A 15,586-nucleotide genomic window follows, 5' to 3' on the forward strand; every position below is an offset into this window, starting at 1 on the left:
TGTAAAGCCGACTCACCGCTCATCCGCTGAATCCACATGGCCACCTCAGACGTCGCGCTCCAGCCCCAGCTGGTGGCGTATCGATGGGGCGTTCTCTGCTAAAGCAAAATCATCAAACGCGCGGTCAGCCACGGGAATAATATGGCGACGGATAAACTCTGCACCTTCACGCGCCCCGGTTTCGCCCTCTTTCAGGCAGCACTCCCACTCCAGCACCGCCCAGCCATCATAGTCATACTGTGCCAGCTTGCTGAAAATACGACCAAAGTCGATCTGGCCATCGCCCGGCGAGCGAAAGCGTCCGGTCCGTGCCAGCCAGGGCTGATAACCGCCATAGACGCCGCTGCGTCCGTTAAGCTGATATTCAGCATCCTTAACGTGAAAGGCTTTGATACGCGGATGGTAGAGGTCGATAAACTGCAGATAGTCGATGTGTTGCAACAGCAGATGGCTGGGGTCGAACAGAATATTGCAGCGCGGATGGTGATTCACCTCCGCCAGAAAACGCTCAAACGTAACACCGTCATGCAGGTCTTCGCCGGGATGAATCTCATAGCAGAGGTCAATGCCATGCTGGTCAAATACATCCATCACCGGTAGCCAGCGCCTTGCCAGCTCAGCAAACGCCTCATCAAACAGCGCTTCATGATGCGGCGGCCAGGGATAGAACCAGGGCCAGGCGAGTGAGCCGGAAAAGGTGGCGTGGGCGCGCAAACCTAACTTCTCAGAGGCCGCGGCCGCCTTTTTCAGGGTGGCGATAGCCCAGTCAGTGCGCCGGACGGGATCGCCGCGCAATGCCGCTGGGGCAAAATTATCAAAAGCCATGTCATAGGCCGGGTTAACGGCAACCAGTTGCCCTTCGAGATGGGTAGACAGCTCGCTGATCTCCAGCCCAAAACCGGCCAGCAATCCCCGTACCTCATCGCAATAGGTCTGGCTGACCGCTGCCTGCTCAAGGTCGAAAATAGCGGGCTGGTGACAGGGGATCTGCAGCGCCCGGTATCCCAGCGCGGCGGCCCACTCCGCCAGACCCGCCAGGGAATTAAATGGCGGCTGCGAGGTGATGAACTGCGACAGGAAGATGCCCGGTCCCTTAACTGTTTTCATTAGTAACTCCTGTTTTTGCTACCGCCTCATCACGATATTTAAACGAGAAGAAGAAAATAATCGCGATCAGCGCGGCGGCAACGGCGGGGATCCACCAGAAGAGTGCCCAGCTCTGCGCGCTGACGTTACCTGCAACCAGATGGTTGTAGAGCGCGCCAGAGATTTGCGATCCCAGCAGCATGCCGATGCCGTAGGTGAACATCACCACCATGCTCTGCGCCTGCCCTTTTACCTTTTCACCGGCAATCCGATCGGTATAGATGAAGCCCACCACGAAGAAGAAGTCATAGCAGATGCCATGTAGCAGAATGCCGAGGTAGATCAGCGTGCGCGTCTCATCACTCATGCCCAGCGCAAACAGGGCATAGCGGACAAACCACGCCGTCATCCCAATCAGCAGCATGTACTTCACACCCAGGCGACGAAATAGCAGCGGGATGATCAGCATGAAGGCAATTTCAGACATCTGCCCCAGTGACATTAGCGTGCTGACTTCGCGGATACCGGCATCCGCCAGCCAGGAAGCAGTAAACGCGTAGTAGGTGCCAAGTGGAATGGAGATCAGGGTGGCACACAGTGCAAAGACCATGAAATGCCGCAGCCGCAGCAAGGCGAAGGCGTCGGCGCAGAAGAGATCGCGGACTTTTAACGGTAAACCTTTAGCCGGTGCCGGTGTGTGAGGCAACGTCAGGCTATAAATGGCCAGCAGGACTGAACAGAGTGCCGCCAGCTGGAACACCGCCACGCTGTCTGCAATGCCGGTCACGCCGATAAAGATCCCCGCCACGATCCAGCCGATAGTGCCGAAGACCCTGACGATGGGGAAACTCTTCTCACTGCTGGCGAGACTGTGAAAGGCGATGTTATTCGAGAGCGCCAGCGTCGGCATAAAGCAGAGCGTATAGCCAAATAACAGGGCGATCAGCAACGCGCCGTTCTCTGCGATCAGTGCCTGCGGCACGAACCAGAGAATCGCTGCGCCCGCCAGATTCATGACGGCCATCACTTTCTGCGAGGGAAAGAAGCGATCCACCAGCATACCGAGCACAAACGGTGAGAGAATCGACGCGATAGGCCCGGCCGAAAACGCATCCCCAATCAGCAACGGCATATTGTGACGGGTCATCACCAGCCCCAGCGTTACCGACCAGCTGCCCCAGATAAAGAACTGCATAAACATCATCAGTGAAAGACGCGGCACCAGCAGCTTATGCTGCACCCGCTGACCTTCACTCTCCTGCACCGTTGCAATCATGAGAACCTCACGAATAAGTAATCGATTACTTTATGCCGGATTTAAAAGTAATCGATTACAACCGTTCATTCTTTCGCCGCGCTCACAAATTGTTAACTGTACGTTATTATCCTTTTGTTATTCAGCATTCTGATGCGTGCTCTGCTCACGTCGTAATATCCGCTACCCGCGCTTTACGAAAGCGGTAGCGTTCATACAGCACTGAATAGAGGCCGCCGCACACCACCAGAACCGCACCGATGACCGTGGTGGTAGTCGGCAGGTTACCCAGCAACAGATACCCCACCGCGACGGACCAGAGCAGCGTGGTGTAGTCGAACGGAGCCAGCAGGGAGGCTTCTGCGTACCGCAGGCTCAGGGTCATCAGAATCTGCGTGATTCCGCCCAGCAGCCCGCATCCTATCAGTAGCGCTACCTGATTACCGTGCGGCACTTTCCAGCCGCCCGGCAGCGTGACCAGCGACGTTATCGCTGTGGTGACGGCGAACCAGAAGGCGATGGCGCCCGGTTTCTCTTTGCCGTTAAGAAACCGAATCTGGACCAGTGCACAGGCGGTACAGAAGGCTGCCATCAGCGCCAGCAGAATGCCCGCCGACGCGGAGAGCGAGAATGCTGCCGACTGCGTCAGCGAAAGATGCCCGGAAAACATCACCAGAATGCCGCTGAAACCGGTAAAGACCGCCACCCAGCGATGGTGGCGCACTTTTTCACGCAGCAGCAATGCCGCCAGCAGCACGGTAAATAGCGGTGCGGCATAGTTAATCGCGGTAGCGTCGGTCAGGGAAATATAGAGCAGCGACAGGTAGCTGAAATAGAGACCACCGGTTCCGGCCAGCCCGCGCACAAAATGCCCGCGAATATTACGGGTGCGGATGCCCTCCAGCACGCTGCCCTGAACGCGTAGCCAGATGAGCAGTGGAACCAGTGCCAGCAGCGAGCGGAAAAATATCACTTCGCCGACCGGTATTGCGCCATCCAGCCCTTTTACACAGGCCAGCATCAGCGTTGAGCTCAACGCAGCTGTGATTTTCATCGCGATGCCAGCGGACGCGTTCATAAGTTTTTTAATCTCATCGGGGAAAATAAGCAGTAAAATCAGCAGACTCAGACAATATACTGGCACAATGTTCTACAGCAATCTGCCGTGATTGCGCCGCAGACGGCATTTTATCTTTTTTTGCCGCAGCATCACGGCATGAAGAGGCATGTGAGTCCGCGTCCGTGCTGGTAGACTCTGCGTTCTGCCTGCTTTACGGGCCGCTTCTCATAAGGATCGGGAGTTACTGATGTCCACGCTGCGTTTACTGTTATCTGAATCCAATGATCCCTGGTTTAATCTGGCGGTCGAAGAGTGCATTTTCCGGCAGATGCCTGCCACCCAGCGGGTGCTGTTCCTGTGGCGGAATGCGGAAACGGTGGTGATTGGACGGGCGCAGAACCCGTGGAAAGAGTGCAATACCCGGCGCATGACGGAAGATGGCATCCGTCTGGCGCGTCGCAGCAGCGGCGGTGGCGCGGTGTTTCACGACCTCGGTAACTGCTGTTTTACCTTTATGGCCGGCAAGCCGGAGTACGATAAAAGCGTTTCAACTGCCATTATCCTGCACGCACTGAACGCGCTGGGTGTTCCGGCGGAAGCGTCCGGCCGTAACGATTTAGTGGTGAACACCGCTGACGGACTGCGCAAAATCTCCGGGTCTGCGTATCGTGAAACGCCGGATCGTGGTTTTCATCACGGCACTATTCTGATGGATGCCGATCTTTCCCGGCTGGCAGATTACCTTAATCCTGATGTGAAGAAACTGCAGGCTAAAGGGATTACGTCAGTGCGCGCCAGGGTTGCTAATCTGACGGAGTTAACGCCCGGTATCAGCTATCAGGCTATCTGCTCAGCCGTGACAGACGCCTTTTTTGCACATTTCGGCGAGCAGTGTGAGCCGGAGATGATCTCTCCCGATGCCCTGCCCGACCTGCCTGGATTCACTGAGCAGTTCGCAAAGCAGAGTAGCTGGGCATGGAATTTCGGTCAGGCACCTGCCTTCTCGCATCTGCTGGACCAGCGTTTTATCTGGGGCGGTGTGGAGATTCACTTCGATGTCGAACGCGGCGTGATCAGCCGCTGTCAGATTTTCAGCGACAGCCTCAATCCCGCGCCGCTCGAAGCGCTGGCTCAGCGGATGCAGAACGTCACATACCGGCCCGATGCACTGGACCAGGTCCTGAATCTGCTGATAGCCGATTTCCCGGCACAACAGGCGGAGCTGACAGAATTGCGGCAATGGCTGATCGCAAGCTTAAGGTGAACAGGCTCAGTCTGATACTGGCCCGCGCGAAACGCTGTTGTGGGCAAAAACTTCGCGAAAGTTTTCAGCCAGACATAAACGCAAAAAACCCGCACAAGGCGGGTTTTTTTATTATCAATTCAGGCTTATCTGCTCGGGCTATTGCCGTCATCGCGATTGTAAGCGTTATTGATAACAGAGGCTTACATAGGGACTACGTTTGCCGCTGAAGGACCTTTAGCGCCGTTTTCAATAGTGAATTCGACCTGCTGGCCTTCGTCCAGAGTTTTATAGTCGTTGCTCTGGATTGCAGAGAAATGTACGAATACATCTTTGCTGCCGTCCTGAGGAGAGATAAAACCGAAACCTTTACCCGCGTCAAACCATTTTACTAAACCAGTCATTTTATTAGACATCGATAATTCCTTAATTTATGAGCCACTAAGTGGCGAAGATGGCCTGTCTTTCAGAAGGTAACTTACCAGGCTTTTAGGAGGAGACTCATGAATAAGGGTATCTTGTGATATCGCTTGCACTGAGGACTGCTTTACTAAAACTGCTTTGATAAGGTCTGTGTTCCAAACCGAGGTCGCCATTAAGCCATCCCTTAACGACTTTAGCAAACATTATTTTAATTTAATTTTAACATCCAGACGTCCGGAACGCCATTATTGATTTTTCAAGCCTTTTTAAATTCCCGCGCTTTCAGAATGATAATTTTCATTAAACGGTCAGCCAGTAAAAAGCCTTGCGGTCAATCACTGCGGAAAAGTTATACGTCGGCGCTGTACACATTAAGCGCAGCGATAATCGGTATCGCTGCGCCCTCTTCTTTTATATCAGGCCAGTTGCGTCTGCTGACGCGCAGCATGGCGCGCCGTCATTACAAACACCATCAGACCGGCCACGCCCAGCGCAACACCCACCCACGCGGTGGAGATCCAGCCATAGCCCAGCGACACCGTCAGGCCACCCAGATACGCGCCCATCGCATTGGCGATGTTCAGCGCCGAGTGATTCATCGCAGCCGCCAGGGTTTGCGACTCATTGGCGACATCCATCAGGCGAATCTGCAGTGACGGCAGCAGCACCGAGCAGGTGCCAATCAGGAAGGTCGCCAGCAGTCCGGTGGCCACATGCTGAACCAGCACCGGGAAGGCCAGCATCACCAGCACGTTCCATAACAGCGTCCAGCCAATAATATTCAGCACCGGGCCATCAGCCAGACGGCCCCCCACCAGATTACCGATGATCATTCCCAGCCCAAACGCCACCATCGCCCAGGGGATCAGCGAAGGAGAGATGCCAGCGATATTAATCAGCGTTGGCGCGATATAACTGAAGATCGCGAACATGCCGCCAAAGCCTACCGCGCCCACCAGCAGGGTCAGCAGCACCTGTGTGTTTTTCAGCGCACCCAGTTCACGCAGCGGATGTGCATCCGCATCGCCTGGCGTGTAAGGCACGTAGCGACCAATCAGCAGGCAGGTCAGGAGACCAACCGCGCCCACAAAGGTGAACACCACGTGCCAGCTGAATAGCTGCCCAATCCATGAGCCTAGCGGTACGCCAATCAGGGTCGCCACCGTCAGTCCCAGCATCAGTGACGCCAGCGCACGACCGCGCCGTTCAAGCGGGACCAGTGAAGCTGCCACCAGTGAGGCAACACCAAAGTAAGCCCCGTGCGGCAGGCCGGTCAGAAAGCGCGCCACCAGCAGGCCGTGATAGCTGTCGGCCATCGCACTGGCGACATTGCCGACGCTGAACAGCGCCATCAGGATCAGCAGCAGCGATTTACGTGCCATCCGCGCTGCCAGTACTGCAATAAACGGTGCGCCCACCACCACACCCAGCGCGTAACTGGCGATAGCGTTGCCCGCCTGCGGTTCGGTGATCGTCAGAGAGCGTGAAACATCGGGCAGCAGGCCCATCATGATGAACTCACCGGTTCCGATACCAAAGCCGCCCAGTGCCAGAGCGAGTAATGCCCAGCGGACAAAACCGGCATCGTCGGTTTTATGATTTTTTCTTAACAAAATGGATTCCCAATGACCTGAACTGAAAAGCTGACGTGAGTCGGCGGGAGAAAGCAGAACGTTATCCCGTCCGGATGAAGCGGCTTGACTATAGAAAGTGAGGCCGCGCTAAGCAACCCATTTTGTGATCTGACGCACAGTTAAGGCTGTTCCAGGATTACGCTTCCCCTGTGCGGGTCTGGCGCGATTCGCGCTAAGCCAGCTCACAATCCGGAGAGGTCAGGCAGGCTTAGATCGGGGATGTCTGCTTTACTGACCGATTAACGCGTCTTTATTTAACAGGTTACTGAACAGGAATCAGCAGATGACGACCAGAGTGATCCTTCTTACCGGCGCCAGCGGACGCATCGGCCGGACCTTCTTCGCAGCCAGCCAGGATCGTTACCGCTTTATCCTGACGGATGTGCGGCAGCCCGACTACGCGATCCCCGCCCCGCATCGGTTTATCGCGGCGGATTTATCGCAACCGGATGCGGCAGAGAACTTACTGTCAGATGAACCTGTCGATACCGTTATCCACCTCGCCGGTATCCCTGATGCACAGGCCAGCTTCGACGATCTACTGCCCGCAAACATTCTCTCCACCACCTGGTTACTGAAGGCAGCCGCAGATCATCGCTGTCGTCGTCTGGTGTTTGCCAGCAGTGCGCAGACTATCGAGGGTTATCCGACAGATATTCAGGTACATCCCGGCATGGCTGTCTGTCCTGCGAATCTGTATGGCGTCACCAAATGTTATGGGGAAGCACTTTGCGCTTTCTACGCCAGCCAGCACGATCTGAGCTGCGTGGCGCTGAGAATCGGGGCGTTTGAACCGGCACTGGATAATAGCCAGCACACTGCACGGGATTACAGCGCCTGGCTGAGCCCGGATGATGCCGTCAGACTGCTGACCGGCGCTGTCGAAGCGGAGAAGATCACTTTCTTTATTGGTTACGGCATTTCCGATAACCGCTTTAAACGGTTTGATCTGACGCAGACGCGTGAGGTGCTGGGCTATACGCCGTCCGATAACGCATTCAGGGCATTTACGCCGGGCGAACTGGATTATTAATCCTGCACCAAAGAGGTCAACGCGGTCGTAGTTTTGCCGGGTTGTGGCGCTTTATCTCAACAGCCGCCGGAAAGTCCGGCGGTTGCTTCAGGAATGTGGCAGAGATCGTCAAAATCAGTGCGTACCGGTATTCACCCGCCGGCCAATGTCTTTGAGCTGTGAATATTTCTCCAGCAACTGAGGACCATCATCCAGGCTCATGGCAAACATCCACATATAGGTCATTACCGAATAGATATGACCCGCATTGGTGCCGCCACGGCCCGACATTAGCGCGATAGTGACCGCAAACAGCAGTGCCGCCACGCTACCGATGGCCAGATAACCGCACGCTTCCCGATCCGAGAGGCGGATCCGCAGACTGGCCAGCACGCCATAGTGGCGGCCCAGTGACGCGGCGTTCGCGTTGCTGACAAAGCTCACTTCTTTCTCCAGCCGGTTGTTAAGACGGCCAAACAGCGCATCGTTCTTGCGGGTAAATCCCGGCAGGAAACAGGCGAAGAACAGCAGGATCGCCAGACAGCCTGCGCCGGTCCAGAACTCGATAGCCAGCAGCATCACTGCCGCACCGGTCATCGACGCCAGCGAAGTAATCAGCACCGGCAGATGCTTCTCGAAAAAGTCGACAAACTCGCGAGACAACGCCACCCGCGCAGCAATCGTCGACGCACTCTGTTTTTCGCTGCGCTGTGCCACAATCACCGGCACGGCCAGCTCAGCATAGATGCGGGCAAAAGTCCGGGTATCGACACTGCGCCGCGCTGCGCCGATAGCCCACATGGTAAAGACCATCGCCGCATAGAGCACCGCATGCCAGGTCCTGCCGGAGAGTATGGCGTTGATAGCGAAGCCCGCCAGCAGCGGATAAAGCAGATACATGACGTTTTCCGCCACCACCAGCAGCAGCGTGAGGAATAGCTTGCGGCTATGGCGGCGGCCAAGCATTTTTAATGTCAGAATAGCGCTGCGGGGAGCCGCAACGGGCAGGATCGTTTTTGAGGAAGACATAGTTTCTTTTTCTGATAGCGTCACTCTTGAGCGGTTGCTCAAGTACAAAAAGCAGTCTATTTGAGCGGTTGCTCAAAGTCAACGTGGCAATGATAGAGAGAATAATGAAAGAGTCGGCTGAGGTATTGAGAACCAAAATCCTGGATGCAGCGATAGTGCTGTTTATTGAGAAAGGGATCGAAAAAGTGACCACCCGTGAACTCACCGAGTCGGTAGGTATTTCACGCAGTCATATTTACCACTACTTCAGCAACTGGCAGACACTCTGCCTGGCAGCGCTGGAACGCTTTATGCGGGTCGATGTTGAAAATTTTGCCGACACACTGGCCGTGCTCACACCGCGTCAGCGGCTGCATACCCTGTTTGAAAGCCATCTGCCGAGTGCGCCGGATGCCACCTGGCAGCTCTATGCCTCTTTCTGGCAGATGGCTGCGCACAATGATGCATATGCTGCACTGGCTGAAGAGATGACTGAAGTGTGGCAGGCACTAATGGAGGGGATTATCCGTGACGGCGTCACCGACGGCACACTACGGTGTGATGATGTTCCCCGCACCGCCAGGCAAATCAGCGCCATGCTGAACGGCTATGCGGATTTGCTGACGATCAATCCTTCAGAATCTAAAGCTCGCGAAGCTATGGCAGACCTCGACCAGTTTGTTGAATTTGCCCTGGGGCCATGCCGTTAATCCCGGTTAATACGGTTTACCTTTCGCCATATATTAATTAAATGTTAAATAAAGGTTTATTATTTTAATTAGCCTGCAGTTTTAAGCGTCTATAAATGCGTATTCGTCAGTTGAGCGGACTTATGCTTTTTACGTCTGAAAAGCTGCCTTTTTGATAGCGTTTTTTACCGGAAACAGCTGTTTACACAGATTATTATCATTGACTTAGCGCCTTGTGAACCGGGTAAGCTGGTGTTTTTACGCCATTTATTAGCAAGCCGTTAGCGTAGCGGCAATAATGCATGCGGTCATAAACCCACCAACTGATTGATTCCTATAACAAAGAATCCGTTATCTGACGATAAAATTAATCATTGAGTCGGACCTGAAAAACACCTATATTGGCCGCGCTTTACACATAGCCACCCATTTTAATTCATTTATTCAACTGTGACGCTACGCCCGTCCCGGTTGTAGGAGAGATATGATGACGGATAAAGTCCGTATTGATAGTTTGAATGCACAGAACTTAAACGCAACCAACGAAACCTATTTAGTCCGTCAGGCTGAATTTGAATCAAACGTTCGAAGTTATCCTCGCAAATTGCCGTTCGCGATTGCGAAAGCTCAGGGTGTCTGGATCACCGACGTCGAGAATAATCAGTATCTCGACTGTCTTGCCGGTGCCGGAACGCTGGCGTTGGGTCATAACCATCCAGACGTTCTGCAGAGCATTCAACATGTCATTACCAGCGGCTTGCCGTTACATACTCTCGATTTAACTACGCCGTTAAAGGATGAGTTCTCTGAGTACCTGCTCTCGTTATTACCGGGTCAGGGCAAAGAGTACTGCCTGCAGTTTACCGGCCCGTCCGGCGCAGATGCCGTTGAAGCGGCGCTGAAACTGGCGAAAAAGCACACCGGTCGTTCCGGGATCATCAGCTTCTCGGGTGCGTATCACGGTATGACCCACGGCGCGCTGTCGGTCACCGGCAACCTGTCACCGAAAGAAGCCGTAGATGGCATGATGCCGGAAGTGCAGTTCATGCCTTATCCGCACCTTTATCGCTGCCCGCTGGGCATTGGCGGTGAAGCAGGCGTGAAAGCACTGACTTACTACTTTGAAAACCTGATCAATGACGTTGAAAGCGGCGTTCGCAAACCTGCGGCGGTGATTCTTGAAGCAGTTCAGGGTGAAGGCGGGGTTAACCCGGCTCCGGCTGAGTGGCTGCAGCGCATCCGCAAAGTGACCAAAGAGCACGGCATTCTGCTGATCATCGACGAAGTCCAGGCGGGTATTGCCCGTACCGGTAAATTCTTCGCCTTTGAGCACGCGGGTATCGAACCAGACATCATCGTAATGTCCAAAGCGGTCGGCGGCGGTCTGCCACTGGCGGTACTGGGCATTAAGAAAGAGTTCGACGCCTGGTCTCCGGGTCACCACACCGGCACCTTCCGTGGCAACCAGCTGGCGATGGCGACCGGCCTGACCACGCTAAAGCTGCTGAAAGATAACAACATCGCTGACAAAGTCGCGGCACAGGGTGAATGGCTGAAAGGCAAACTGGGCGAGCTGCAGCAGCGCTACCCGGTAATCGGCAACGTGCGTGGTCTGGGTCTGATGATCGGCATTGAGCTGGTGAAACCCGACGAACCTGCTGACCATATGGGCAGCTTCCCGGCTGACGGCGAACTGTCTGCACTGGTACAGAAAAAATGTTTTGAGAACGGCCTGATTCTGGAGCGTGGCGGACGTCACGGCAGCGTATTACGTCTGCTGCCTTCCCTGCTGATCACAGATGCAGAACTGGACGTATTCATGGATAAATTTGAAAACGCCCTGCTGTCCGCTGGCGTGAAAGCAGTTTAAGTGGAGTGAATGCAATGTCCCGGTTAAACCCGATTCTGGCGGCCTCAGCACAGAGTACCGAGGCCTACCAGCAGGCGATTGCCCAGAGTAGCGCGGCCGTCGTTAAGTGGCTGGAACAACCTGAGATGTATCAGGGAAAAACCGTCGCAGAGCTGCGCGAGCGCATTACGCTGGACTTCAATCCTCAGGGCCTGGGTAACCAGGCCGCGATTGAACGCGCCATTGAGTACTTCCTCAAAGACAGCCTGTCGGTGCATCACCCGCAATGTGTGGCGCACCTGCACTGTCCAAGCCTGGTCATCAGCCAGGCGGCGGAAGTGCTGATCAACGCCACCAACCAGAGCATGGATTCATGGGATCAGGCACCGTCTGCCACCCTGATTGAGATGAAGCTGATTGAGTGGCTGCGCACCCAGGTCGGTTATCAGCCTGGCGACGCGGGCGTCTTCACCAGCGGCGGCACCCAGAGCAACCTGATGGGTCTGATGCTGGCGCGTGACGCCTGGTTTGCGCGTCAGGGTCATTCTGTTCAGCAGGATGGCTTAACCGGCGATCTGAAGAAGATTAAAGTCTTCTGCTCAGAGAACGCGCACTTCTCCGTACAGAAGAATATGGCGCTGCTGGGTCTGGGCTATCAGTCCGTCACGCAGGTGAAATGTGACCAGTTTGCCCGCATGGATATGGATGATCTGCGTCAGAAGCTGGCCGCATCCAAAGCTAACGGCGAAAACATTCTGGCGATCGTTGCCACGGCGGGAACTACCGATGCCGGTGCAATCGATCCCCTGCGTGAAATCGCGGCGCTGGCGGCGGAAGAGAACATCTGGGTACACGTCGATGCGGCCTGGGGCGGCGCGCTGCTGCTGTCAGAGAAGTATCGTGACTATCTGGATGGCATTGAGCTGGTCGACTCCATTACGCTGGACTTCCACAAGCAGTTCTTCCAGACCATTAGCTGTGGTGCCTTCCTGCTGAAGGAAGCGCGTCACTATGAGCTGATGCGCTACCAGGCGGCCTATCTGAACTCGGAGTTTGATGAAGCACAGGGCGTGCCGAATCTGGTCTCCAAATCGCTGCAGACCACCCGTCGTTTTGATGCACTGAAACTGTGGATGGGTCTGGAAGCGCTGGGTCAGAAGCAGTATGCCGAAATCATCGATCACGGTGTGACGCTGGCACAGCAGGTGGCACAGTACGTTGAAGAGCAGCCTGCTCTGGAGCTGGTGATGAAACCGCAACTGGCCAGCGTGCTGTTCCGCTATCGTCCGGCGCATCTGGCGCACCTCAGCAGTACGGATATCGCCCTGCTGAACCAGCGCATCGGGGATGCCCTGCTGGAGTCAGGCCGCGCCAACGTCGGTGTGACCGAGCATGATGGCGTTACCTGCCTTAAGATGACCCTTCTGAACCCAACAGTAACGCTGGAAGATATCAAAGTGTTGCTGACGCTGGTGGAAAAAACGGCACAGCAGCTGGTGTAATTCATCACATCGGTTCACACCACAGAGGCGCCTTCGGGCGCCTTTTTATTTTTCTGCCGCTCTCTTTGCGTTGATGACCTGTTCATCCCTGCCCCCTCCGATCCGTAACCTGGCCTCTTCATCTCAGGTCTTGTACTGGCTGCTTCATTCGGTGCAAAAATCGAGGTACACGAGCGTAGTGGCCTGAATGTCTGGCATAATGCCGTGCCCTAATCACGCATCGACGCGCTGGAGCGCATGCTGGATAACATTCAAAAAACGAAGCGGCTGATATGCTAATTGATGAGCAGGTTGAGATGGGTTTAATTATTGCGCTTATCGATCCCGGAATAGTCAACGTTAAAGCAGCACCGCATTAAACTCATTTGTAGAAAATTGCCTGCACCGGAATCAGCTCGTCGCCGCCGGCCAGCCAGATTCCGGTCTCCGGCATCTCTTTTTTAGCAATGCCCTCACGGCGTACGCCTGTATGTTCAATTCTTATTGACCAAACGCACGGAAGCGTAACCGGCGAATTTAATGAGCCTGTTTAGCCCGTGTTTAATATTCAACCCGCATAACGTTTTTATTTTATCTGATATTGATAAACCGCATCGCGATCAAAAAATAAAGCTTATCTTTCAGCCATAATAGATCAATATTCAAATTAACTCTCTGATTAACCAAAAATAATGACTGTTCGTCTGGGTTAGGTAATTCAACAGGAGTAATGACTTATGCTGCTGCGTAAATTAATCATCATTATTATGGGCCTGATTATGGCGGCTGTGATTATCATTGCCGATAACCACGCTGATAAAGTCCGTTCGCGTGATCAGGTTTTCAGTTTATCGTCATCGCATGATCGCTAATCTGTTCTGAATAACCAACGCCTGCCCCCTTACGGGCGTTCATGCTAACGGGCTGCCTGATGCACAGGCAGCCTGCCGGATTATCCTTTACCGCTCAAACCACCATCCAGATCTTAGCGCGACGGCGGCTCATCCAGCCGTCGCAGATGATCATCTTTATTCAGCGTCATCAGCGCCACAATACTCACCAGCGCCGTCGCCATCACATACCAGGCGGGAATATCGGGATTACCGGTCTCTTTAATCAGCCCGGTGATGATTAGTCCCGCGCAGCCGGAAAAGACTGCATTGGAAAGTGAATAGGCCAGCCCCAGCCCGGTGTAGCGTACCCGCGTCGGAAACATCTCGGCGAGCATCGCGGGGCCGGGTCCTGCCAGCAAACCGACCACGCCACCTGCGATAAAGACCACCAGCGCTTTCAACAGCAGTCCGGTACTCTCTGCCTGCAAAACGTTTAACAGCGGCAGAGAGAGCACCAGCAGCAGCACCGCAGCTGAGACCATCACGGCGCGGCGGCCAATCCTGTCGCTCAGCATCCCGGCCGGGATGATGGTGGCGGCAAAACCGAGGTTCGATATCACCGCAATCAGCAGTGCCTGGTTAAAGCCGGTGTGCAGCGATGCCTGCAGATAAGTCGGCATAATCACCAGCCAGGTGTAACCGGCCGCTGACCACACCATCAGCCGGCAGATACCGAGCAGAATCGTTTTCAGCGTGTCGCCCAGGCTGGCGTTCACTTTTGCATGGGGCTGTGCCTGCTGCTGAACAAATGCGGGCGTCTCTTCCATCTGCACCCGCAGCCAGAGTGCCAGCCCCCCCAGCGGCAGTGCGATAAAGAATGGGATGCGCCAGCCCCAGCTCAGCATCTGCTCTGGCGTCAGCAACACTGAGAGCAATGCCACTATGCCTGCGCCCGCCAGTAATCCCAGCGCCACGGTAAAGGATTGCCACGCGCCATACAGACCGCGCTTTCTGCGTGGTGCAAACTCGGTCATCAGCGACACCGCCCCACCATATTCGCCTCCTGCGAACAGGCCCTGCAGGATACGCAGGCCGGTCACGATCAGCGGCGCCAGGATACCCAGTTGGGCATAAGTCGGAACCAGACCGATGGCAGCTGTCGCCAGCGTCATCATAATCAATACAAAAATCAGTGTGGGTTTTCGCCCGATGCGATCGCCCATCCGGCCAAAAACAATCGCACCCAGTGGACGGAAGAAAAAAGCGATGGCGAACGACGCGTAGGTCAGCAGCAGTCCGGTCAGCGCAGACTCGCCTTCCAGCCGGAAAAAGTTCTGCGCAATCACCGTGGCCAGAAAGCCATAGACCGCGAACTCATACCATTCAATGAAATTACCGACCGAACCGGCAAGCAGAGCACGTTTTCGGCTGGCGGAGGAGAGCAGATTATCAGCAGGGGCAGACATGACAGGCGATCCTTTTTAAAGCATCATCAGTCGTTTATGATTAGCACAATCGCTGCTCATCTGCGCAAACTTCTGCCCGTCGCGTTAGCGCAGACACATAAATCTACAGGTACACCCCCCCACACGCTCTTTTTCACCTTCGGTCCTTGCACAACCGCTTTACGGTTGTCAGGATGTGCGGCATTGAATGAATCAGGCGGATAGATGATGAACGCACACACCTCAAAAGATCCTCTTCACGGCATCACACTGGAGATGCAGATAAACAGTCTGGTCGCGCAGTATGGCTGGGCTGAAATGGCAAAACGGATCAACATTAACTGCTTTAAAAGCGATCCCAGCGTTAAATCGAGCCTGAAATTTTTACGCCGTACGCCGTGGGCGCGGGCTGAAGTCGAAGCGCTTTATCTGGCCTCGTTAAACGCGCAACCGGCAGCACGCGACGAACCGGCTGAAGAAGCCGATCAGGCACCCGCTGAAGATCCGTGGGGCAAGTGGCGCGGTAACACGCCGGAGTAACACTGACAACGAAGCAATAAAAAAGCCC

At 54.8% G+C, this 15,586-nt stretch carries 13 protein-coding genes; 6 read left to right on the forward strand and 7 right to left on the reverse strand.

Annotated elements, in window-relative coordinates:
• Positions 1-45 precede the first annotated feature (45 nt).
• From NIM72_RS02280 to NIM72_RS02290, 3 genes are all read right to left on the reverse strand, one after another.
• Positions 46-1,107 carry a sugar phosphate isomerase/epimerase gene (locus tag NIM72_RS02280; RefSeq protein ID WP_253418250.1) on the reverse strand — a complete coding sequence of 354 codons (1,062 nt, stop codon included), beginning with the start codon at positions 1,105-1,107 and terminating at the stop codon, positions 46-48.
• Complete coding sequence (locus NIM72_RS02285; protein ID WP_253418252.1) at positions 1,094-2,362, reverse strand: MFS transporter; 1,269 nt, start codon at positions 2,360-2,362, stop codon at positions 1,094-1,096. Before NIM72_RS02285 ends, NIM72_RS02280 begins: the two co-directional genes overlap by 14 nt.
• A gap of 145 nt (positions 2,363-2,507) precedes the next feature.
• The gene (locus tag NIM72_RS02290) at positions 2,508-3,419 is read right to left on the reverse strand and encodes a DMT family transporter (RefSeq protein WP_222925858.1); all 912 of its coding nucleotides are present in this window, start codon (positions 3,417-3,419) and stop codon (positions 2,508-2,510) included.
• Between the two features lie 229 nt (positions 3,420-3,648).
• On the opposite strand from NIM72_RS02290, the gene NIM72_RS02295 reads away from it, so the two are divergent.
• Positions 3,649-4,665 (forward strand): lipoate--protein ligase A, encoded by a 1,017-nt coding sequence (locus tag NIM72_RS02295; RefSeq protein WP_161734570.1) that lies wholly within the window; start codon positions 3,649-3,651, stop codon positions 4,663-4,665.
• A 182-nt stretch (positions 4,666-4,847) separates the two neighbouring features.
• Here NIM72_RS02295 and cspA read toward each other — a convergent pair whose 3' ends face one another.
• A complete protein-coding gene (cspA, locus tag NIM72_RS02300) occupies positions 4,848-5,060 on the reverse strand; it encodes an RNA chaperone/antiterminator CspA (protein ID WP_003855207.1) in 213 nt (70 codons plus the stop codon).
• Between the two features lie 423 nt (positions 5,061-5,483).
• On the reverse strand, positions 5,484-6,680 hold the full coding sequence (locus tag NIM72_RS02305; RefSeq protein WP_161734568.1) for an MFS transporter: 1,197 nt from the start codon (positions 6,678-6,680) through the stop codon (positions 5,484-5,486).
• Between the two features lie 304 nt (positions 6,681-6,984).
• Here NIM72_RS02305 and NIM72_RS02310 point away from each other — a divergent pair, with 304 nt between their 5' ends.
• Complete coding sequence (locus tag NIM72_RS02310) at positions 6,985-7,734, forward strand: NAD(P)-dependent oxidoreductase (RefSeq protein ID WP_161734566.1); 750 nt, start codon at positions 6,985-6,987, stop codon at positions 7,732-7,734.
• Between the two features lie 114 nt (positions 7,735-7,848).
• On the opposite strand, the gene NIM72_RS02315 is transcribed toward NIM72_RS02310, so the two are convergent.
• Positions 7,849-8,742 (reverse strand): ABC transporter six-transmembrane domain-containing protein, encoded by an 894-nt coding sequence (locus NIM72_RS02315; protein ID WP_161734564.1) that lies wholly within the window; start codon positions 8,740-8,742, stop codon positions 7,849-7,851.
• A gap of 104 nt (positions 8,743-8,846) precedes the next feature.
• Between NIM72_RS02315 and NIM72_RS02320 the strand changes: the two genes are divergently transcribed.
• The 3 genes from NIM72_RS02320 (at position 8,847) to NIM72_RS02330 (ending at position 12,761) form a co-directional block, all read left to right on the forward strand.
• Positions 8,847-9,431, forward strand: a complete 585-nt coding sequence (locus tag NIM72_RS02320) for a TetR/AcrR family transcriptional regulator (protein ID WP_253418255.1) — start codon at positions 8,847-8,849, stop codon at positions 9,429-9,431.
• Between the two features lie 463 nt (positions 9,432-9,894).
• Positions 9,895-11,280: a diaminobutyrate--2-oxoglutarate transaminase gene (locus NIM72_RS02325; RefSeq protein WP_222925861.1), complete on the forward strand. Its 1,386-nt coding sequence runs from the start codon at positions 9,895-9,897 to the stop codon at positions 11,278-11,280.
• 14 nt (positions 11,281-11,294) lie between these two features.
• The gene (locus NIM72_RS02330) at positions 11,295-12,761 is read left to right on the forward strand and encodes an aspartate aminotransferase family protein (protein WP_253418258.1); all 1,467 of its coding nucleotides are present in this window, start codon (positions 11,295-11,297) and stop codon (positions 12,759-12,761) included.
• A 964-nt stretch (positions 12,762-13,725) separates the two neighbouring features.
• On the opposite strand, the gene NIM72_RS02335 is transcribed toward NIM72_RS02330, so the two are convergent.
• Positions 13,726-15,039, reverse strand: a complete 1,314-nt coding sequence (locus tag NIM72_RS02335; RefSeq protein ID WP_253418261.1) for an MFS transporter — start codon at positions 15,037-15,039, stop codon at positions 13,726-13,728.
• A gap of 207 nt (positions 15,040-15,246) precedes the next feature.
• Here NIM72_RS02335 and NIM72_RS02340 point away from each other — a divergent pair, with 207 nt between their 5' ends.
• Positions 15,247-15,558 carry a VF530 family DNA-binding protein gene (locus NIM72_RS02340; RefSeq protein ID WP_222925870.1) on the forward strand — a complete coding sequence of 104 codons (312 nt, stop codon included), beginning with the start codon at positions 15,247-15,249 and terminating at the stop codon, positions 15,556-15,558.
• The last annotated feature ends 28 nt before the right edge of the window (positions 15,559-15,586 follow it).

This window comes from Pantoea sp. B550, from assembly GCF_024158165.1.
GTDB classification, from domain to species: domain Bacteria; phylum Pseudomonadota; class Gammaproteobacteria; order Enterobacterales; family Enterobacteriaceae; genus Pantoea; species Pantoea alfalfae.